The organism is Streptomyces milbemycinicus (assembly GCF_002154605.1).
GTDB classification, from domain to species: domain Bacteria; phylum Actinomycetota; class Actinomycetes; order Streptomycetales; family Streptomycetaceae; genus Streptomyces; species Streptomyces milbemycinicus.
The window spans coordinates 1-19025 of record NZ_MUNE01000304.1; the positions used below are offsets into that span (position 1 = coordinate 1).

16 protein-coding genes and 1 pseudogene are annotated in these 19025 nt (G+C 71.8%); 11 read left to right on the top strand and 6 right to left on the bottom strand.

All coding sequences use genetic code 11. The features are described 5' to 3' along the window. Window positions 1–50: 50 nt before the first annotated feature. Window positions 51–1040, bottom strand: a complete 990-nt coding sequence (gene corA / locus CCN51_RS23810; RefSeq protein WP_043487956.1) for a magnesium/cobalt transporter CorA — start codon at window positions 1038–1040, stop codon at window positions 51–53. An 83-nt stretch (window positions 1041–1123) separates the two neighbouring features. On the opposite strand from corA, the gene CCN51_RS23815 reads away from it, so the two are divergent. From CCN51_RS23815 to mshC, 4 genes are all read left to right on the top strand, one after another. Next, window positions 1124–1846, top strand: a complete 723-nt coding sequence (locus tag CCN51_RS23815) for a histidine phosphatase family protein (protein WP_014181017.1) — start codon at window positions 1124–1126, stop codon at window positions 1844–1846. Window positions 1847–1986: 140 nt separating this feature from the next. Next, window positions 1987–2577 carry a DUF3090 domain-containing protein gene (locus CCN51_RS23820; protein ID WP_043487958.1) on the top strand — a complete coding sequence of 197 codons (591 nt, stop codon included), beginning with the start codon at window positions 1987–1989 and terminating at the stop codon, window positions 2575–2577. Next, window positions 2541–3413, top strand: coding sequence for an SCO1664 family protein (locus CCN51_RS23825; RefSeq protein WP_078610712.1), 873 nt, complete (start codon window positions 2541–2543; stop codon window positions 3411–3413). Before CCN51_RS23820 ends, CCN51_RS23825 begins: the two co-directional genes overlap by 37 nt. 187 nt (window positions 3414–3600) lie before the next feature. Beyond that, window positions 3601–4830 (top strand): cysteine--1-D-myo-inosityl 2-amino-2-deoxy-alpha-D-glucopyranoside ligase, encoded by a 1230-nt coding sequence (mshC, locus tag CCN51_RS23830; RefSeq protein WP_014181020.1) that lies wholly within the window; start codon window positions 3601–3603, stop codon window positions 4828–4830. A gap of 223 nt (window positions 4831–5053) precedes the next feature. Here the strand turns inward: mshC and CCN51_RS23835 are convergent, their stop codons facing one another. After that, window positions 5054–6196, bottom strand: a complete 1143-nt coding sequence (locus tag CCN51_RS23835; protein ID WP_014181021.1) for a PAC2 family protein — start codon at window positions 6194–6196, stop codon at window positions 5054–5056. Window positions 6197–6522: 326 nt separating this feature from the next. Between CCN51_RS23835 and CCN51_RS23840 the strand changes: the two genes are divergently transcribed. From CCN51_RS23840 to CCN51_RS23870, 7 genes are all read left to right on the top strand, one after another. Continuing rightward, entirely contained in the window at window positions 6523–7890 is a 1368-nt protein-coding gene (locus CCN51_RS23840; RefSeq protein ID WP_014181022.1) for an enolase C-terminal domain-like protein, read from the top strand. Further along, window positions 7887–8672, top strand: a complete 786-nt coding sequence (locus tag CCN51_RS23845) for an SDR family NAD(P)-dependent oxidoreductase (protein WP_014181023.1) — start codon at window positions 7887–7889, stop codon at window positions 8670–8672. Before CCN51_RS23840 ends, CCN51_RS23845 begins: the two co-directional genes overlap by 4 nt. A gap of 70 nt (window positions 8673–8742) precedes the next feature. Beyond that, window positions 8743–9777, top strand: a complete 1035-nt coding sequence (locus CCN51_RS23850; RefSeq protein WP_014181024.1) for a sugar ABC transporter substrate-binding protein — start codon at window positions 8743–8745, stop codon at window positions 9775–9777. Window positions 9778–9779: 2 nt separating this feature from the next. After that, window positions 9780–11435 (top strand): sugar ABC transporter ATP-binding protein, encoded by a 1656-nt coding sequence (locus CCN51_RS23855; protein ID WP_014181025.1) that lies wholly within the window; start codon window positions 9780–9782, stop codon window positions 11433–11435. Then, entirely contained in the window at window positions 11432–12481 is a 1050-nt protein-coding gene (locus CCN51_RS23860) for an ABC transporter permease (protein ID WP_014181026.1), read from the top strand. Before CCN51_RS23855 ends, CCN51_RS23860 begins: the two co-directional genes overlap by 4 nt. Window positions 12482–12532: 51 nt before the next feature. Continuing rightward, window positions 12533–13534, top strand: a complete 1002-nt coding sequence (locus CCN51_RS23865) for an aldo/keto reductase (RefSeq protein ID WP_014181027.1) — start codon at window positions 12533–12535, stop codon at window positions 13532–13534. Window positions 13535–13590: 56 nt separating this feature from the next. Next, entirely contained in the window at window positions 13591–14439 is an 849-nt protein-coding gene (locus tag CCN51_RS23870) for an amidohydrolase family protein (RefSeq protein ID WP_014181028.1), read from the top strand. A gap of 89 nt (window positions 14440–14528) precedes the next feature. Here CCN51_RS23870 and CCN51_RS23875 read toward each other — a convergent pair. From CCN51_RS23875 to glpK, 4 genes and pseudogenes are all read right to left on the bottom strand, one after another. Next, window positions 14529–15159, bottom strand: a pseudogene (locus CCN51_RS23875) (FadR/GntR family transcriptional regulator). Between the two features lie 170 nt (window positions 15160–15329). Further along, complete coding sequence (locus CCN51_RS23880; protein ID WP_043487964.1) at window positions 15330–15800, bottom strand: hypothetical protein; 471 nt, start codon at window positions 15798–15800, stop codon at window positions 15330–15332. A gap of 388 nt (window positions 15801–16188) precedes the next feature. Continuing rightward, entirely contained in the window at window positions 16189–17802 is a 1614-nt protein-coding gene (locus CCN51_RS23885) for a glycerol-3-phosphate dehydrogenase/oxidase (RefSeq protein ID WP_014181031.1), read from the bottom strand. Between the two features lie 3 nt (window positions 17803–17805). Next, the coding region (glpK, locus tag CCN51_RS23890; RefSeq protein WP_086860076.1) for a glycerol kinase GlpK at window positions 17806–19025 on the bottom strand (1220 nt) is incomplete at its 5' end.

The window sequence follows — 19025 nt, forward strand, 5'->3', positions numbered from 1 at the left end:
CCGAGTCCGTCTGACCCGAGTTCGTCCGAGCCGAGGGCCGCGCCGCCCGGTCACAGCCAGCCGCGCCGCCTGAAGAAGCGGTGCAGCCCGAAGACCACCCCGGCCATGAGCAGCAGCACCGCCGGATAGCCCCATGTCCACGACAGCTCGGGCATGTGGTCGAAGTTCATGCCGTAGATCCCGGCGATCAGCGTGGGCACCGCGGCCATCGCCGCCCACGCCGAGATCTTCCGCATGTCGTCGTTCTGCCGCACGCCCATCTGCGCCAGATGCGCGGCCAGTATGTCCGACAGCAGCCGGTCCAGCCCCTCGACATGTTCGTTCACCCGGGTCAGATGGTCGCTGACATCGCGGAAGAACGGCCGCGACCCCTCGTGGACGAACGGCACCCCCGCCCCCGCGAGCCGCGCCATCGGCTCCGCCAGCGGCCCCGTGGCCCGCCGGAATTCGAGCACCTGGCGCTTGAAGCCGTAGATCCGGCCGGCCGTGTTTATTGCCGACCCGACCGGGCTGAACACCTCCGTCTCCAGCTCGTCCAGGTCGAGGCGGAGCGCGTCCGCGACATCCAGGTAGTGGTCCACGACCGCGTCGGACACCGCGTACATCACGGCCGTCGGCCCGTGCTGCAACACCTCGGGCATCTTCTCCAGCCGCTCGCGCACCGCGCTCAGCGGATTGGCCTGGCCGTGCCGTACGGTCACCACGAAGGAGTCACCGACGAACACCATCAGCTCGCCGGTGGTCACGGTGTCGGCCGTGTCGTCGTACTCGACCGGCTTCAGCACCAGGAACAGCGAGTCGTCGTAGACCTCCAGCTTGGGCCGCTGGTGGGCGCCGAGCGCGTCCTCGACGGCCAGCGGGTGCAGCCCGAACTCGCTGGTGACCAGCTCGAACTCCTTCTCGGTCGGCTCATGCAGGCCGATCCAGAGGAAGGAGTCGCCCTCCGCCCGCGCCTGGTCGAGGGCGTCGGAGAAGTCGGCAGGCCCCTCGGTACGCCGCCCGTCTTGGTAGATGCCACAGTCCACGATCACGCCGGGCATTCTGCCCCGCTTGAGGCGAAAGCGCACGGGCGGTCTCCTGGGCGGGCCCGGGAGCGCTGTGTGGGGGCCGTAGGGTGGCAGCCATGCCCACGCTCATCCTCGTACGGCACGGCCGGTCCACCGCCAATACCGCAGGAGTCCTCGCGGGCTGGACGCCCGGCGTCGCACTCGACGAGCGCGGCACCGCCCAGGCCGCGGCTCTGCCCGGGCGGCTCGCCGCGCTGCCGCTCGCCGCCGCCGTCACCAGCCCGCTGCAGCGCTGCCAGGAGACCCTGGCCCCGTTGCTCGCCGCCCGGCCGGAGCTGCCCCTGCACACCGACGAGCGGATCGGGGAGTGCCACTACGGCGACTGGTCCGGGCGCAAGCTCGCCGAGCTCGCCGACGAACCCCTGATGAGAGTCGTCCAGCAGCACCCGTCCGCCGCCGCGTTCCCGGGCGGCGAGTCCATGCGGGCGATGCAGGCGCGCGCGGTCGACGCGGTGCGCGACTGGAACGCCCGGATCGAGGAGGAGCACGGCGCCGACGCGGTGTATCTGATGTGCTCGCACGGCGACATCATCAAGGCGCTCGTCGCCGACGCCCTCGGCATGCATCTGGACCTCTTCCAGCGCATCTCGGCCGAGCCCTGTTCGGTCACCGCCGTCCGCTACACCCAGCTGCGCCCCTTCGTCGTGCGGCTGGGCGATACCGGCGACTTCGGCTCCCTCGCGCCCCGCGAGGAGGGCACGGGCGAGGGCCCGACCGGGGACGCGGGCGAGGGCCGGACCGGGGACGCGGAGGTGGGTGGCGGCGCGGGGGCACCGTGATCGCCGAGCGCAGTAGGGTGGTGCCGCGGCGCCGCTCAACCGCGCACAGCTGTGGCCGGGCAGACGCGCGTCTCAGCAGTCGACAGCCAAGACCCTCAAAACCACGTCGCAAACCACGCCGAACCAAATGGAGCAGGACGTTGTCCCGTCAGGTGTTCCTCTATGACCCGCCGGACCGTTTCGTCGCCGGCACGGTCGGGCTGCCCGGGCGCCGCACCTTTTTCCTGCAAGCGTCCGGGGGCGGCCGGACCACCAGCGTCGCGCTGGAGAAAACCCAGGTCGCCGCGCTCGCCGAGCGGATAGACGAGCTGCTGGACGAGGTGGTGCGGCGCACCGGTGGCAACGCTCCGGTGCCGGCCATCGCGCCTCCTGAGCTCTCCGACTCCGCGCCGCTGGAAGTCCCCGTGGAGGAGGAGTTCCGGGTCGGCACCATGGCGCTCGCCTGGGACGGCGAGGAACAGCGCATGATCGTGGAGGCGCAGGCCCTGGTCGAGCTGGAGGCCGAGTCCGAGGAAGACCTCGCGGAGGCCGAGGAGCGGCTGCTCCAGGACGAGGTCAACGGGCCGCCGATGCTTCGGGTGCGGCTCACCGGGCCCCAGGCGCGCGCGTTCGCCAAGCGCGCCCTGGAGGTCGTCAACGCCGGCCGCCCGCCGTGCCCGCTGTGCAGTCTGCCGCTCGACCCGGAGGGACACGTATGTCCGCGCCAGAACGGATATCGCCGCGGGGCGTGACGCCTCCGGAGCCCCCCGGGCCTCCGGAGGCTCCCGACCCGTCCGAGCTGTTGGCGCTGGGCGAGCTGACGGTACGCGGCCGGGTCCGGGAGGCGTCCAACGCGGTGCTGTACTGCACCGTCGAGTACGAGGGCCACAGCGCCGCCTGCGTGTACAAGCCGGTGGCGGGGGAGCGCCCGCTGTGGGACTTCCCGGACGGCACGCTGGCCCAGCGCGAGGTCGCGGCGTACGAGCTCTCCGAGGCCACCGGATGGGGCCTGGTGCCGCCGACCGTGCTGCGGGACGGGCCGTACGGGCAGGGCATGTGCCAGCTGTGGATCGAGGCGGCCCCCGGCGAGGACGGCGACGGCGCGCCGGAGCTGCTCGCGCTCGTCGACGGTGAGGAGCCGGGCCCGGGGTGGAAGGCCGTGGCCTTCGCCGAGGTGGACGAGGGCCGCACCGCGCTGCTGGTGCACGCCGACGACGAGCGGCTGCGCCGGCTGGCCGTCCTCGACGCCGTGATCAATAACGGCGACCGCAAGGGCGGACATCTGCTGCCCACCGCCGACGGGCGGATCTATGCGATTGATCACGGTGTGACCTTCAACGCTGACGACAAGCTGCGCACCCTGCTGTGGGGCTGGGCGGGCGAGCCGCTGTCCGACGAGGCGCTGACGGTGCTGCGGGGGCTCGCGGACCGGCTGGCCGACGGCGATCCGCTCACCGCCCGGCTGGCCGAGCTGATCACCGAAGCCGAGATCGCGGCGCTGCGCGCCCGGATCGCGGCCCTGCTGCGGTCCGGGCGCCACCCCGAGCCCAGCGGGCAGTGGCCCGCCATCCCCTGGCCCCCGGTCTGAGTTCGACGGCAGGGCATGTGTCGGCAGGGCATGCGTCGGCGGGACATGCGTCGGCAGGGCAGTCGGCATGACATTCGCCGATGGGACAGACACAGCAGGTCACGGGCGATTCCGCAAGACCGCCTATCAAGCCAACTAGGCCCCATCCGGTTCGTATCCGGAAGCTGCGTCCGGTTACGCTCGACACATGTATGCCTGGCCCGCTTCCGAGGTGCCCGCCCTGCCTGGCAGAGGCCGCGACCTGAGGATCCACGACACCGCGACCGGGGGACCGCTCACCCTCGACCCCGGCCCCGTCGCCCGCATCTACGTCTGCGGGATCACCCCGTACGACGCCACCCACATGGGGCATGCGGCGACCTACAACGCGTTTGACCTCGTACAACGCGTGTGGCTCGACACCAAGCGGCAGGTTCACTACGTCCAGAACGTCACCGATATCGACGACCCCCTGCTCGAGCGCGCCGTGGCGAACGGCGACGACTGGACGGCCCTCGCGGAGCGCGAGACCACCCTGTTCCGCGAGGACATGACGGCGCTGCGGATGCTGCCGCCGCGCCACTACATCGGCGCCGTGGAGGCGATCCCGGGCATCGTGCCCCTCGTGGAGCGGCTGCGCGACGCGGGTGCCGCCTACGAGCTCGAGGGCGACATCTACTTCTCCGTCGAGTCGGACCCCTCCTTCGGCGGCGTCTCCGGGCTCGACGCCGAGGCCATGCGGCTGCTGTCGGCCGAGCGCGGCGGCGACCCGGACCGCCCCGGCAAGAAGAACCCCCTGGACCCCATGCTGTGGCTGGCCGCCCGTCCGGGCGAGCCGAGTTGGGACGGCGGATCCCTGGGGCGTGGCCGCCCCGGCTGGCACATAGAGTGCGTGGCCATCGCCCTCGACCACCTCGGCATGGGCTTCGACGTACAGGGCGGCGGCTCCGATCTCGCCTTCCCCCACCACGAGATGGGCGCCTCGCACGCCCAGGTGCTCACCGGGGAGCGGCCGTTCGCGAAGGCGTACGTCCACGCGGGCATGGTCGCCCTCGACGGCGAGAAGATGTCCAAGTCCAAGGGCAATCTCGTCTTCGTCTCCGCGCTGCGCCGCGACGGCGTGGACCCGGCGGCCATCCGCCTGGCGCTCCTCGCCCATCACTACCGCGAGGACTGGGAGTGGACCGACGGCGTCCTCCAGGAGGCCCAAGAGCGCCTTGCCCGCTGGCGCGCCGCCGTCTCCCGCCCCGACGGCCCTCCGGCCGACGCCCTCCTCGACGAGATCCGTACCGCTCTGGCCAACGACCTCGACGCCCCGTCCGCGCTCGCCGCGGTCGACCGCTGGGCCTCGGCCCAGGCGTCCGAGGGCGGCACGGACGAGGGTGCGCCGGGTCTGGTCTCCCGCGCGGTGGACGCGCTGCTGGGCGTCGCGCTGTAGGAGAGCGACCCCGGCCTGTCGGCCCGGTGCCCGCGCCCCGTACGGGCCGCGGGCACCGGGCCGACAGCCGTTGCTTGCCTTGTACGCCACGGCGCCATGCGGAGGCTACCGGGGTCCGGGGGAGGGCCCGTAACGGCATCGATCCGCCGCTCGGCCCGGAGGCTCAGCCTGAACCTCCCGGCCCGGCCCGGGGCGGCCCGGCTTGGCCCGGCGCGGGGCGCGCTCAGTCGTCCTGGTCGTCGCCCGGGCGCTCGTGGCCGCCGCTCTGCTCGCCGCCGCTCTCGTCGCCCTCGCCGTTCTCGTCCCGCTCCTCCGCCGTGTCGTCCTCCGCCGTGTCGTCCTTCGCCGAAGGTCTCCGCGGCCGCACGGAGCCGGTGCCGGGGCCGGTGCCGGCGCTGGGGCCGACCCCCGCACCCGGGCCCGAGGAGTCGCGCAGATACGAGCCGGGGCCGCCCGTACCGCCCTCGCGTCCGTCCGCGATCCCGCCGCCCGCGTCCGTCGCATGGCCGCCCGGGCCCGGCTGGCCGTCCCGGCGCCGCAGATAGCGCTCGAATTCGCGGGCGATCGCCTCACCCGACGCCTCCGGCAGCTCCGCCGTGTCGCGGGCCTCCTCCAGGGACTGGACGTACTCCGCGACCTCGCTGTCCTCCGCGGCGAGTTGATCCACTCCCAGCTGCCAGGCGCGCGCGTCCTCCGTCAGCTCGCCGAGCGGGATGCGCACGCCGATCAGGTCCTCGAGGCGGTTGAGCAGGGCCAGGGTGGCCTTGGGGTTCGGCGGCTGCGAGACGTAGTGCGGTACGGCCGCCCACAGGCTGACCGCGGGGACGCCGGCGTGGGTGCACGCCTCCTGGAGGATGCCGACGATGCCCGTCGGCCCCTCGTAGCGCGACTCCTCCAGATCGAGGCTGCGGGCCAGATCTGGGTCGGAGGTGACGCCGCTGACCGGCACCGGCCGGGTGTGCGGGGTGTCGCCGAGCAGCGCTCCGAGGACCACGACCATCTCGACGCCCAACTCATGGGCATAACCAAGGATCTCGTTGCAGAACGACCGCCAGCGCATGCTCGGTTCGATGCCGCGCACCAGCACCAGGTCGCGCGGCTTGTCGCCGCCGCCCGCGCGGACCACCGAGAGCCGGGTGGTCGGCCAGGTGACCTTGCGGATCCCGCCTTCGAGCGCCACCGTCGGCCGGTTGACCTGGAAGTCGTAGTAGTCCTCGGCGTCGAGCGCGGCGAAGACCTCGCCCTTCCATTCCCGATCCAGGTGCCCCACCGCGGTGGAGGCGGCGTCTCCGGCGTCGTTCCAGCCCTCGAAGGCACAGATCATGACCGGGTCGATCAGCTCGGGAACCCCCTCAAGCTCGATCACCCAGCGCCTCCTTCCGACCGGGGCGTACGGGTCCGTACCGCCTCCGGCTGCAGTTCCATTCGCATCGTCCCAAGCCTACGGCGTCCGGGGCACCCCGCCGCAGCCCCCATGTGGGGGTGGGGAAGAGCAAGGGGCAGAGGCGAGCCAGCGGGCGAGGCTGGGGGAGCAACAGAACGCCGAACAGAGATTCATCCGATCTGTTCCCCGGCCGCTTCGAGGAAATTTCGCGCACCCCTCTGGACGGACGGGCCCGAACGGCGCTATACATCGGATCACCGCGAAAGGTCCGATGTTCTATCGCGCCGTACAGGGAGTCCCCGTTGAGATTGCGCCCGACCGTCACCGAGATCGAGGTCCATGACGTCCGGTTTCCCACCTCGGAACAGCTTGACGGCTCGGACGCCATGAACACCGACCCCGACTACTCGGCGGCGTACGTCGTGCTGCGCACGGACGTGACGGAGGGCGCGGAGGGGGACGCGGCCGACGAGACCGGTGGCGCCCCGGCCGAGGGGCACGGCTTCGTCTTCACGATCGGCCGTGGCAACGATGTCACCGCGGCCGCGATCCGCTCGCTGCGCCCCCAGGTCGTGGGCCGCCCCGCGCCGCTGACCGCCGCCGACCTCGGCGCCCTCTACCGGGATCTGACGCACGATTCGCAGCTGCGCTGGCTCGGCCCCGAGAAGGGCGTGATGCACATGGCGGCCGGCGCGGTGGTCAACGCCGCCTGGGACCTCGCCGCCCGGCAGGCGGGCAAGCCGCTGTGGCAGTTCCTCGCCGATATGCCGCCCGAAGACCTCGTCGAGCTGGTCGACTTCCGCTATCTCACCGACGCCCTCACCCCCGAGGAGGCGCTGGAGATCCTGCGCGCCGCCGAGCCGGGCCGCGCCGAGCGCGCCGCCCAGCTGCGCGAACGGGGCTATCCCGCCTACACCACCTCCCCGGGCTGGCTCGGCTACTCCGACGAGAAAATGATCAAGCTCGCACAGGAGGCCGTCGCCGACGGCTTCGACCAGATCAAGCTCAAGGTCGGCGGCGATCTCGACGAGGACCTGCGGCGGATGCGCCTGGCCCGCGAGGCCGTCGGCCCCGAGGTGCGGATCGCGGTCGACGCCAACCAGCGCTGGGACGTGGCCGAGGCGCTGCGCTGGATGCGCGCCCTGGCGCCGTACGAGCCGCACTGGATCGAGGAGCCCACCAGCCCCGACGACGTCCTCGGGCACGCCGCCATCCGCAGCGGACAGCCCGTCAAGGTCGCCACCGGCGAACATGTCGCCAACCGCGTCGTCTTCAAGCAACTGCTCCAGGCCGGCGCCGTCGACTTCGTACAGATCGACGCGGCGCGGGTGGCCGGCGTCAACGAGAACCTGGCGATCCTGCTGCTCGCCGCCAAGTTCGGCGTGCCGGTCTGCCCGCACGCCGGCGGGGTGGGCCTGTGCGAACTCGTCCAGCATCTGGCCATGTTCGACTTCGTCGCGGTCTCGGGCAGCTGGCAGGACCGGGCCATCGAGTACGTCGACCACCTCCACGAGCACTTCGCCGACCCGGCCGTCGTCGAGGGCGGCCGCTACCTCGCCCCGGCCGCGCCCGGGTTCTCCGCCCGGATGCACCCCGAGTCCATCGCCGCCTACCGCTACCCCGACGGGCCCGAGTGGCAGGCCCGGAACGCCGCACAACAGGAGGGAACCTCGTGAACCAGGCCCACCCGACCGGCGACTTCGAGGGACTGGCCGCGCTGGTCACCGGCGGCGCCTCCGGTATCGGCGCCGCGATCGCCACCCTGCTGCGCGACCGCGGCGCGCGGGTCGCGGTGCTCGACCGCGACCCGGCCGGCGCCCCCGCCGGCACCCTGGCGGTGAAGGCCGACGTCACCTCGGACGAGGCGATACGGAGCGGGGTCGCCGAGGCCGTCGCCGAGTTCGGGGCGCTGCACACCGTCGTGGGCAACGCCGGGATCGGCGCCATCGGCACCGTCGAGGACAACGCCGACGACGAGTGGCACCGGGTGCTGGACGTCAACGTCCTGGGCCTGGTCCGTACCGCCCGCGCCGCGCTGCCCCATCTGCGCGCCGCCGCGGCCGAGCGGCCCGGCAGCGTCTCCATCACCCATACCTGCTCGATCGCTGCCACCGCGGGGCTGCCGCAGCGCGCCGCCTACAGCGCCAGCAAGGGCGCCGTGCTCGCGCTGACCCTGGCCATGGCCGCCGACCACATACGCGAGGGCATCCGCGTCAACTGCGTCAACCCCGGCACCGTCGACACCCCCTGGGTCGGCCGGCTGCTCGGCCGGGCCGACGACCCGGCGGCCGAACGCGTCGCCCTGGAGGCCCGTCAGCCGACCGGACGGCTGGTGGCCGCCGACGAGGTGGCGGCGGCCGTCGCGTATCTGGCGAGCCCCGCCGCCGCGGCCGTCACCGGCACCGCACTGGCCGTCGACGGCGGGATGCAGGGCCTGCGCCTGCGCCCCGCCACGTAACCGATCCGGTCGCACGACCCCCACAGCCCCGGAGCACAGAGCCGCACCACTCGATCAAGGACGGGACTCGATGACGAGACTCCGCACCACCGGCACCGTCGCCTGTGCCGTGCTGCTCGCCGCCGCCGCTCTCGCAGGCTGCAACCGCGAGAGCAACGGCGCCGGCGGTGGCAAGGTCGGCATCGACATGCCGCGCACCGACACGGACTTCTGGAACTCCTATCAGCAGTATCTCGAGAAGGGCATCGACGACGGCACGGTCAACGCGCTGCCGCTGTCCAACTCGCAGAACGACATCGCCAAGCTCGTCGCCAACGTCCAGGCCTTCACCGACCAGGGCGCCAAGGCGATCATCATGGCCCCCCAGGACACCGGCGCGATCTCCTCCACCCTCGATGAGCTCAAGGACAAGAAGATCCCCGTCGTCAGTGTGGACACCCGCCCGGACGCGGGCGAGGTCTACATGGTCGTACGGGCCGACAACCGCGCCTACGGCACCAAGGCATGCGAATACCTGGGCAAGCAGCTGGGCGGCAAGGGCCGGGTCGCCGAGCTGCAGGGCGACCTCAGCTCCATCAACGGCCGCGACCGCTCCGAGGCGTTTGCCTCCTGCATGAAGGAGAAGTTCCCGGGCATCACGGTGCACGAGCTGCCCACCGACTGGAAGGGCGACGTCGCCTCCGCCAAGCTGCAGAGCCTGCTGGCCCAGCACAAGGACGTCGACGGCATCTATATGCAGGCCGGTGGCGCCTTCCTGCAGCCCACGCTCGCGCTGCTGGAGCAGAAGAAGCTGCTCAAGCCGGCCGGGTCCGACGGCCACATCACGATCATCTCCAACGACGGCATCCCGGAAGAGCTGGATGCGATCCGCTCCGGGAAGATCGACGCCACCCTCTCCCAGCCCGCCGACCTGTACGCCAAGTACGCGATGGAATACGCCAAGGCGGCTCTGGACGGCAAGAAGTTCAAACCCGGTAAGACCGACCACGACTCCGAGATCGTCAAGATCAAGAACGGCCTGGAGGACCAGCTCCCGGCGCCGCTGGTCACCAAGGAGAACGTCGACGACAAGAAGCTGTGGGCCAACCAGCTCGAGAAGAAGTAGCCATGGCCGTCGCTGACCAGCCCGCCACCGCTGACCAGCCAACCTCCGCGGAGTTCACCGTCGTACGGGCGGAGGGCATCGTCAAACGGTTCGGGCCGACCCTGGCCCTGGACCGCGCGCAGCTGGCCGTACGGCCGGGGGAGGCCCATGCCCTGGTCGGGCGGAACGGGGCGGGCAAGTCCACGCTGGTGTCCGTGCTGACCGGCATGGAGCGCCCCGACGAGGGCACCGTCACCTTCTCGGACGAGCCCGCCCCCGGCTATGGCGACACCGCCGCCTGGCAGCGCAAGGTGGCCTGTGTCTACCAGAAGTCCATGGTGGTGCCCGACCTGACGGTCGCCGAAAACCTCTACCTCGGCCGCTTCCAGGGCACCTCGCGGATCCGCTGGCGCGCGCTGCGCGAGGACGCCCGCGCCCTGCTGGCCGAGTACGGCGTGGACGTCGACCCGCAGACCCGCGCCAAGGACCTCACCGTCGAGCAGGGGCAGTTCGTCGAGATCGCCAGGGCGCTGTCCTTCGGCGCCCGCCTGATCATCCTCGACGAGCCCACCGCGCAGCTCGACGCGGGCGGCATCGAACGGCTCTTCAGCAAGCTGCGCGAACTGCGCCGCCAGGGCGTCGCCTTCCTGTTCATCTCGCACCATCTGCAGGAGGTCTACGAACTCTGCGACACCGTCACCGTCTTCCGCGACGCCCGGCACGTGGTGACCGCCCCGGTCGCCGAACTGCCCAAGGACGAGCTGGTCGCGGCGATGACGGGGGACGCCGAGGCCGGGCCGCCCAAGGGGGTGCGGGGCGCGGTGCCCGCGGCCGTACCGCGCGAGGAGGCCGGCCCGGGCGCGGAGCCGGTGCTGCGCACCGAAGGGCTCTCCCGCGCGGGCGAGTTCGACCCACTCGACCTGGTGGTGCGGCCGGGCGAGGTGGTGGGCCTGGCCGGGGCGACGGCCAGCGGCAACACCGCGGTCGGCGAGACGCTGGTGGGGCTGCGCAAGCAGGACGGCGGGCGGGTGGTGGTGCGCGGCCGCGCCGTACGCCCCGGAAGCGTGCCGCACGCCATCGACGCGGGTATCGGGTACGTACCCGAGGACCGGCACCGCCAGGGCCTGGTCCTGGGCCGCAGCGTCGCCGAGAACGCCACGCTGACGGTGACCGACCAGCTCGGCCCCTTCGGGACGGTGCTGCCCTCCCGGACCCGGGCCTTCGCCGGCCGCATGATCGCCTCGCTCGACATCAAGACCTCGGGCCCCGGGCAGGTCGTCTCCGGTCTCTCGGGCGGCAACCAGCAGAAGGTCGTCATCGCGCGGGCGCTGGCGCGCGAGCCGAGCGTCCTGGTGGCCATCCGCCCGACCGCGGGCGTGGACGTGAAGTCCAAGGACGCGCTGCTGGGCGTCGTACGGGAGGTGGCGGCGGCCGGCAGCGGTGCGCTGATCGTCTCCGACGAACTGGACGACCTGCGGGTGTGCGACCGCGTTCTGGCGTTCTTCCACGGGCGCGTTGTGGCCGAGTTCGGCAGCGACTGGAGCGACCGCGGGCTGGTCGCCGCGATGGAGGGGATGGCGGGGCCGGAAACGGAACACGGCGCAGCAGAAGCAGCGGCAGGGCCAGCAGGAGAAGGCAGAAACGGCGCGTTCAAGGGGAGAGAGGGAAGCCAGTCATGACCGATACCACACGGCAGCGCCCCGCCGAAGTGGTGGCGGCCGGCGAAGCGGCGGCGACGGCGGGACGGGCGCGGCCGAAGATCGACATCGCCCGCTGGCGGGATCTGTCACTGGTCCCGGTGATCTTCGTCCTGGGCGTGATCGGCTTCATCGTCTCGCCCGCCTTCCTCACCCAGGACAATCTGATCGGCGTCGTCCAGCAGTCCACCGAGCTGGGGCTGCTGGTGCTGGGCGAGGCGCTGATCCTGATCTGCGGGCGGATGGACCTCTCCCTGGAGTCGACCATCGCCGTCGCGCCCGTGATCGCCCTATGGCTGGTGCTGCCCGCCCACGGCGCCCGGTTCGAGGGCCTGGGCCTGCTGCCCACCTGGACCGCGATCCCGCTGTGCCTGGCCGTCGGCGCGGCGATCGGGGCGGCCAACGGCTTCCTCATCCTCAAACTGCGCGTCAACGGGTTCATCGCCACCCTCGGCATGCTCACCATGCTGCGCGGCCTCCAGGTCGGCGTCGCCGAGGGGCAGTCGATCATCAACGTCCCCGAGTCCTTCCGCTACCTGGGCAAGGCCGAATGGATGGGCGCCCCGGCGGCCGTGTGGATCTGCCTGGGGCTGTACGCGATCGGCGGCCTGGCGCTGGGCTATCTGCGGCACGGGCGCGCGCTGTACGCCATCGGCGGCAACCCGGAGGCCGCCCGCGCGGCGGGCGTCCGGGTCGACCGGATCACCTGGATCGTGCTGGCCGTCGGCGGACTGCTCGCCGCCTTCGCCGGCATCCTCTACACCGGCCACTACGGCTCGGTGGCCGCCACCCAGGGCAACGGCTGGATCTTCCAGGTGTTCGCCGCCGCGGTTATCGGAGGCATCAGCCTCAAGGGCGGCCGCGGCACGCTCTTCGGGGCGCTCACAGGTGTGCTTACGCTGCAGTTGGTGGTCAATGTGATGACGCTCGGCGGCGTACCGCCCCTGTGGAACCAGTTCATCAACGGCTCGATCATCATCGTCGCGCTCATCATCTCCCGCTACGCCAGCGGCGAGAAGCAGGACTGACGGGACGCCGGACCGACCAGAAGACCAGAAGACCAGAAGGACGGATGACCCATGGCGCAGCCACCAGAGGGGCCGCGCGAGCTCGGGCGCACGGGCGTATACGTACCGGCGCTCGGGCTCGGCTGCGCGCCCTTGGGCAATCTGTACACGGCCATGCCCGACGAGCGCGCCCTGGCCACCGTCCAGGCCGCCTTCGAGGCCGGATGCACCTATATGGACACCGCGCCGCACTATGGGGTCGGCCTGTCGGAGGAGCGCGTTGGGCGCGCGCTGACCGGCCGCGACCGCGCCTCGTACACCGTCTCCACCAAGGTGGGGCGCGCCCTGCGGCCCCGGAAGCCCGGGGAGCCGGTCGACGCCCAGGGGTTCGTGGAGACCCCGGACCGCGTCCGCGAGTGGCAGCTGACCCGGGACGGGATCCGCGCCACCCTGGAGTCCTCGCTGGACCGCCTCGGCCTGGAGAGCGTGGACATCGTCTACCTCCACGATGTGGAAAACCACATCCGTGAGGTCTATGAGACCGCCTTCCCGGCCCTGGCCGAACTGCGCGACCAGAAGCGCGTACGCGCCATCGGCTTCGGCATGAACCACAGCGATGTACTCGCCCGGTTCGTGGCCGACCTCGACGTCGACGTGGTGCTGTGCGCCGGCCGCTGGACGCTCCTGGAGCGCACCGCCTACGACGACCTGCTGCCGGTGTGCGAGCGGCGCGGCACCTCCGTGGTGGTCGGCGGCGTCTACAACTCCGGGCTGCTCGCCGACCCCGGTCCGGACGCGCACTACAACTACGAGCGGGCGCCCGCCGCCGTGCTGGAGCGCGCCCGGCAGCTGGCCGCGGTCTGCGGCGAGTTCGGGGTGCCGCTGCGGGCGGCGGCCCTGCGCTTCCCCTTCGGCCACCCGGCCGTGGCCGCGGCGGTGGTCGGCTGCGCCTCGCCGGAGGAGGTGCGGGACAACGCCGAGATGTTCGGCCACGACATCCCGGACGAGCTGTGGCGGGCCCTGGTGGACCGGGGCCTGCTCGACGAGGATGTCCCCCTGCCGATCGCCCGCTGACCGACTGCCTGTTGTTCGATCGCCGACCCGCCGCCGATCCCGAGGAGCGCCCCTCCGTGCCGCGCATCGACGCCCACCACCACCTGTGGGACCTGGACCGCCGTGAACAGCCGTGGATGGACGGCCCCTGGGCCGACCCGATCCGCCGTACGTTCACCTTCCAGGACCTGGAGCCGCACCTCGCCGCGCATGGCGTCGATGCCACCGTCGTCGTCCAGTCCAGCTCCTCGCACGAGGAGACGCTGGAACTCCTCGCCATAGCCGAGGCGTCGGACCGTGTCGCGGGCGTCGTGGGCTGGGCCGACCTCACCGACCCGGGCCTGCCCGATGTGCTCGCGGCCCTGCGCGCGGCGCCCGGCGGCGACCGCCTCGTCGGCCTGCGCCACCAGGTGCAGGACGAACCGGACCAGCGGTGGCTCGACCGCCCCGACGTCCGCCGGGGGCTGACCTGGTTGGCCGACGCGGGCCTTGTCTACGACCTGCTGGTCACCCCGCGCGAGCTGCCAGCGGCCATCGATGCCGTCCGCGACCTGCCCGAGGTGCGCTTCGTCCTCGACCATGCGGCCAAGCCGCCCGTCGCGAGCGGCGCCCGCGACCCTTGGGCCCGGCAGCTGACCGAGCTGGCGGCGCTGCCGAACGTCGTCTGCAAGCTCTCCGGCCTGGTGACCGAGGCCGACTGGGACGGCTGGCGGCCGGAGCAGGTGCTGCCCTACGCCCGGCATGTGCTGGACGCCTTCGGCCCCGACCGGGTGCTCTTCGGGTCCGACTGGCCGGTGTGCACCCTGGCCGCGACCTACGACCAGGTCGTCGACCTGGCCGGCCGCGCCACGCTCCGCCTCACGGAGGCGGAGCGTGCGGCGGTGTTCGGGGGCACGGCGGTCCGTGCGTACGGCCTGAGCCAGTAGCGCCGCGTACAGCCTGGGCCAGTAGCGCCGCGTACGGCCCGGATACCCCAGGCGCGTACGGCCTCAGCGCGTACGGCCCGAACGCCCCGTCACAGCGTCGAGCGCAGCCACTGCTCCACGCTCGCCACATGCACCGTCGCCCAGGATCGCCCGGTGCTCGTGCAGCGTGCGGCTGACCGCGTCCTCCTGGGTCAGCCCGCGCCAGACGCGGGCGCGGGTGGTGGGCCCGGACAGGCCGTCCAGCAGCGAGCACAGCACCGAGTTGCCGGAGGCCTGGACGATGCCCCGGTGGAACTCCAGGTCGCAGGCGACCAGCTCCTCCACCGACGGCTCCGGCCCGAGCGCGTCCAGCTGCGCGGCCAGTGCGTCCAGCGTGGCGTCGCTGATCCGGGCGCAGGCCTGTGCCGTGGCCGCGGGCTCCAGGATGCGCCGGACCGCGAGGAATTCCAGCACCGTGTCGTCGCGGTGGAAGTCGACGACGAAGCTCAGCGCCTCCAGCAGCAGCTGCGGGTCCAGGCTGGTGACGTACGTACCGTCGCCCTGGCGCACGTCCAGGATCCGGATCAGCGACAGGGCGCGCACCGCCTCGCGCAGCGAGTTGCGGGACAGGCCCAGCTCGGCGGCGAGTTCGCTCTCTTTAGGAAGCCGGTCACCCGGGCGCAGCGCACCCGAGACGATCATGCCTTTGATCTTTTCGATCGCCTCGTCGGTGACCGCCATCATGGACCTCCCCGGGTCAGACATCCGATGTCTGCCCCCATTATGGCGCCTGACGTCGGCTGCTCGTTGACGAGGGCAGCATGGCACGCCGAACGGACCGGCGTCCCCTGCCGGGGTGGACGCCGGTCCGTTGGCGATCACATGGGGTGCCTGGGACGCGCTGTACGCGATCAGAAGGTGAACGGACCCGGCGACTGGGCCGAGGTGGCGGTGCAGTTCACCGTGATGAGACCGAAGATCACCAGCTTCAGCGACTTGGCCTCGAGCTTGTCACCGGCGGCGACCGTGCCCTTGAGCGGGCCGGTGGTCACGTCGGACCCGGTCGGGATGGCCGGGTTGGAGCTGCCGGTGAATGTCGTGGTTCCGGAGCCGTTCTTGGACAGGGTCAGCGTCGAGTTGACCGAGCCCGCCGGAACGTCGATGGGTGCCTTGATGGCGCCCGAGGACAGGGTGATGGTCGCGGAGGTCCCGCTCTGCGTGGCCGTGAGGGTGGCCAGGCCGGAGCCGTAGGTTCCGCAATCGGCCGTCAGGGTCGCGGTGGTCGGGGTGACCGCGTTGGCCCCCGGCGCCAGTGCGAGCGCGCCCATGGCCATTCCCGCTGCTCCCAGTGCCGTGCCGATCCCGAGTTTCATGCGTCTCATGGGATTGCCTTCCGGTGTGGGGGAAGTGCCTGTCTAGCCGCGGCGGTGCTCGTTGCGTTGGTGCGTTGTTGCGTGGAGCGGCGCACATGAGACACGGCGGGATCCCGGGCGCGCCCGAGGGCGCGTCGCTGCGTACGTGTGCGCGGTGCGGGGGGTGAGATCGCGCGGGGCTGCGGCTCGGGCCTCGCGCAGACCGCCACCAGTCCTGACTTGCCGTCAGGCGGGGCGCTGTTATTGATGCGCGCGCCATCGAAGAACGCAAGAGCGATTCATTGATTTTTTACTGGCGAGTCAGTTGGCGCAGCGGCCGAGGGGGAGGCTCCACAGCGGAGCCTCCCCCTCGGGAGTACGGGCGTACGGGCTACGGGCGACGTACGGGCCGGGTTGGTCAGACCGCGCGGTGGTCCAGCAGCTTCTGGACCCGGGCGCGCACCTCGTCGCCGTCCAGTCCGCGGATCGTCAAGGTCGTGCGGCGGCGCAGCACATCGTCCGCCGTCTGCGCCCACTCGTGGTCGCGGGCGTAGACGACCTGGGCCCAGATCTCCGGGGCGTCCGGGTGGATCCGCTCACCGAGCGCCGGGTCCTCGTTGGCCAGCCGCGCGATGTCGAAGGAGAGCGAACCGTAGTGCGTCGCCAGGTGGCGTGCGGTGTCCGCGGCCATCCGCGGGCCGGGTGTGCCGCCGTCCACCAGCAGCCGGTGCGCGACCGCGTGCGGGTTGGCCAGGCCCGGCAGCGGGACGTGCTTGGGCAGCTGGGATATGGGCTCCATATCGTCCGCGAGCGGGTGGCCCGGCAGCTGCGCGAGCTTGTTCATCACGGTGCGGCCGATATGGCGGAAGGTGGTCCACTTGCCGCCCGCGATGGAGAGCATGCCACCGCGTCCCTCGGTGACGACCGTCTCGCGCTTGGCCTTGGCGGTGTCCCCGGGGCCGCCGGGCAGCACCCGAAGACCGGCGAAGGAGTAGGTGATCAGGTCGCGGGAGAGCTGCTGGTCCCGGATGGAGAAGGCGGCCTCGTCGAGTATCTGGGTGATGTCCTGCTCGTTCACCCGGACGTCCGCCGGGTCGCCCTCGTACGCCTCGTCGGTGGTGCCCAGCAGCAGCATGTCCTCCCAGGGGAGGGCGAAGGTGATGCGGTACTTGTCGATCGGGGTCGCCAGCGCCGCCCGCCACGGTGCGGTGCGCTTGAGGACCAGGTGCGCGCCCTTGGAGAGCCGGATGGACGGGGCCGCGTTCGGGTCCTCCATCCTGCGCAGGTGGTCCACCCACGGGCCCGTGGCGTTCAGCACCAGGCGGGCGTTCACCCCGAACTCGGTCCCGTCCAGGCGGTCCCTGAGCTCCGCGCCGGTGACCCGGCCGTCGGTCTTCCGCAGCCCCACCACCTCGGCGTGGTTGAGCACCGTCGCGCCCGCCTCGACGGCCGCCCGCACCGTCATCAGGGCCATGCGGCTGTCGTTCATCTGGCCGTCGCCGTACACCGCGACCGCCTTGAGGCCATCGGTGCGCAGCTCGGGGACGTCCCGTACGGCCTTGTCGGCGCTGATCACATGGCCGACGCCGTCCCGGAAGGCGGAGAGGGCCGAGTAGGCGAACACGCCCGCGCCGAGCTTGGCCGCGCCGTGCGGGCCGCCCTTGTAGACCGGCAGGTAGAAGGTGAGCGGATTCGCCAGGTGGGGGGCGACGCTGCGGGAGACCGCGCGCCGCTCGAAGTGATTCTCGGCGACCAGCTTCACCGCGCCGGTCTGCAGATAGCGCAGCCCGCCGTGGAGCAGCTTGGAGGAGGCCGAGGAGGTGGCGCCGGCGAAGTCGCCGGCGTCCACCATGGCCACCCGCAGTCCCGACTGCGCCGCGTGCCAGGCAGTGGTGATGCCCAGAATGCCGCCGCCGATCACCAGGAGGTCGTGCGTTGCCTTGGACAGCTGTTCCCGGGTTTCGGCGCGGCTCGGAAGAGAGCCGGCAGCCGGGTGCGTCCCGAGGGCGGGGACGCTCTGCAGGGTGGTCATTGCTTACTCCTCGTCTTCGATCCAGCCCATGGTCCGCTCAACGGCCTTGAGCCAGTTCTTGTACTCGCGGTCGCGGACATCCGCGTCCATACGGGGGGTCCACTCGGCGGCGCGGCGCCAGTTGGCGCGCAGCGCCTCGGTGTCCGGCCAGAAGCCGACGGCCAGACCGGCGGCGTAGGCGGCGCCGAGGCAGGTGGTCTCGGCGACCATCGGCCGCACCACGGGCGCGTCCAGGGCGTCGGAGAGCGTCTGCATCAGCAGGTTGTTGGAGGTCATACCGCCGTCGACCTTGAGCGCGGTGAGCTCGACGCCGGAGTCCTTGGTCATCGCGTCGACGATCTCGCGGGTCTGCCACGCGGTGGCCTCGAGCACGGCGCGCGCGATGTGGGCCTTGGTGACATAGCGGGTCAGACCCGCGATGACGCCACGCGCGTCGGCCCGCCAGTAGGGGGCGAACAGACCGGAGAAGGCGGGCACGAAGTAGGCGCCGCCGTTGTCCTCGACCGAGCTGGCCAGGGTCTCGATCTCGGCCGCGCTGTTGATCAGCCCCATCTGGTCGCGCATCCACTGCACCAGCGAGCCGGTGACGGCGATCGAGCCCTCGAGGGCGTAGACCGGCTTCTGGTCGCCGATGCGGTAGCCGACGGTGGTCAGCAGGCCGTTGTACGAGTTGACGGGCTTGCCACCGGTGTTCATCAGCAGGAACGTTCCGGTGCCGTAGGTCGACTTGGCCTCGCCCTCGGAGAAACAGGTCTGGCCGAAGAGGGCGGCCTGCTGGTCACCGAGCGCGGAGGCCACCGGCACGCCCGCGAGGACGCCCTCGGCGGTGGTTCCGTACACCTCGGCGGAGGAGCGGATCTCGGGCAGCACGGCCGCCGGGATCTCGATCGAGGACAGGATGCGCTCGTCCCAGTCGAGGGTCTGGAGGTTCATCAGCAGCGTGCGGGAGGCGTTGGTGACGTCGGTGACGTGCACGCCTCCGTTGGTGCCGCCGGTGAGGTTCCAGATCACCCAGGAGTCCATGGTGCCGAAGAGGATCTCGCCGGCCTCCGCGCGCTCGCGCAGCCCCTCGACGTTGTCGAGCAGCCAGCGGATCTTCGGGCCCGCGAAGTACGAGGCGAGCGGCAGGCCGGTCTCCCGGCGGAACCGGTCCTGGCCGACGTTGCGGCCGAGCTCCCGGCAGAGGGCGTCGGTGCGGGTGTCCTGCCAGACGATGGCGTTGT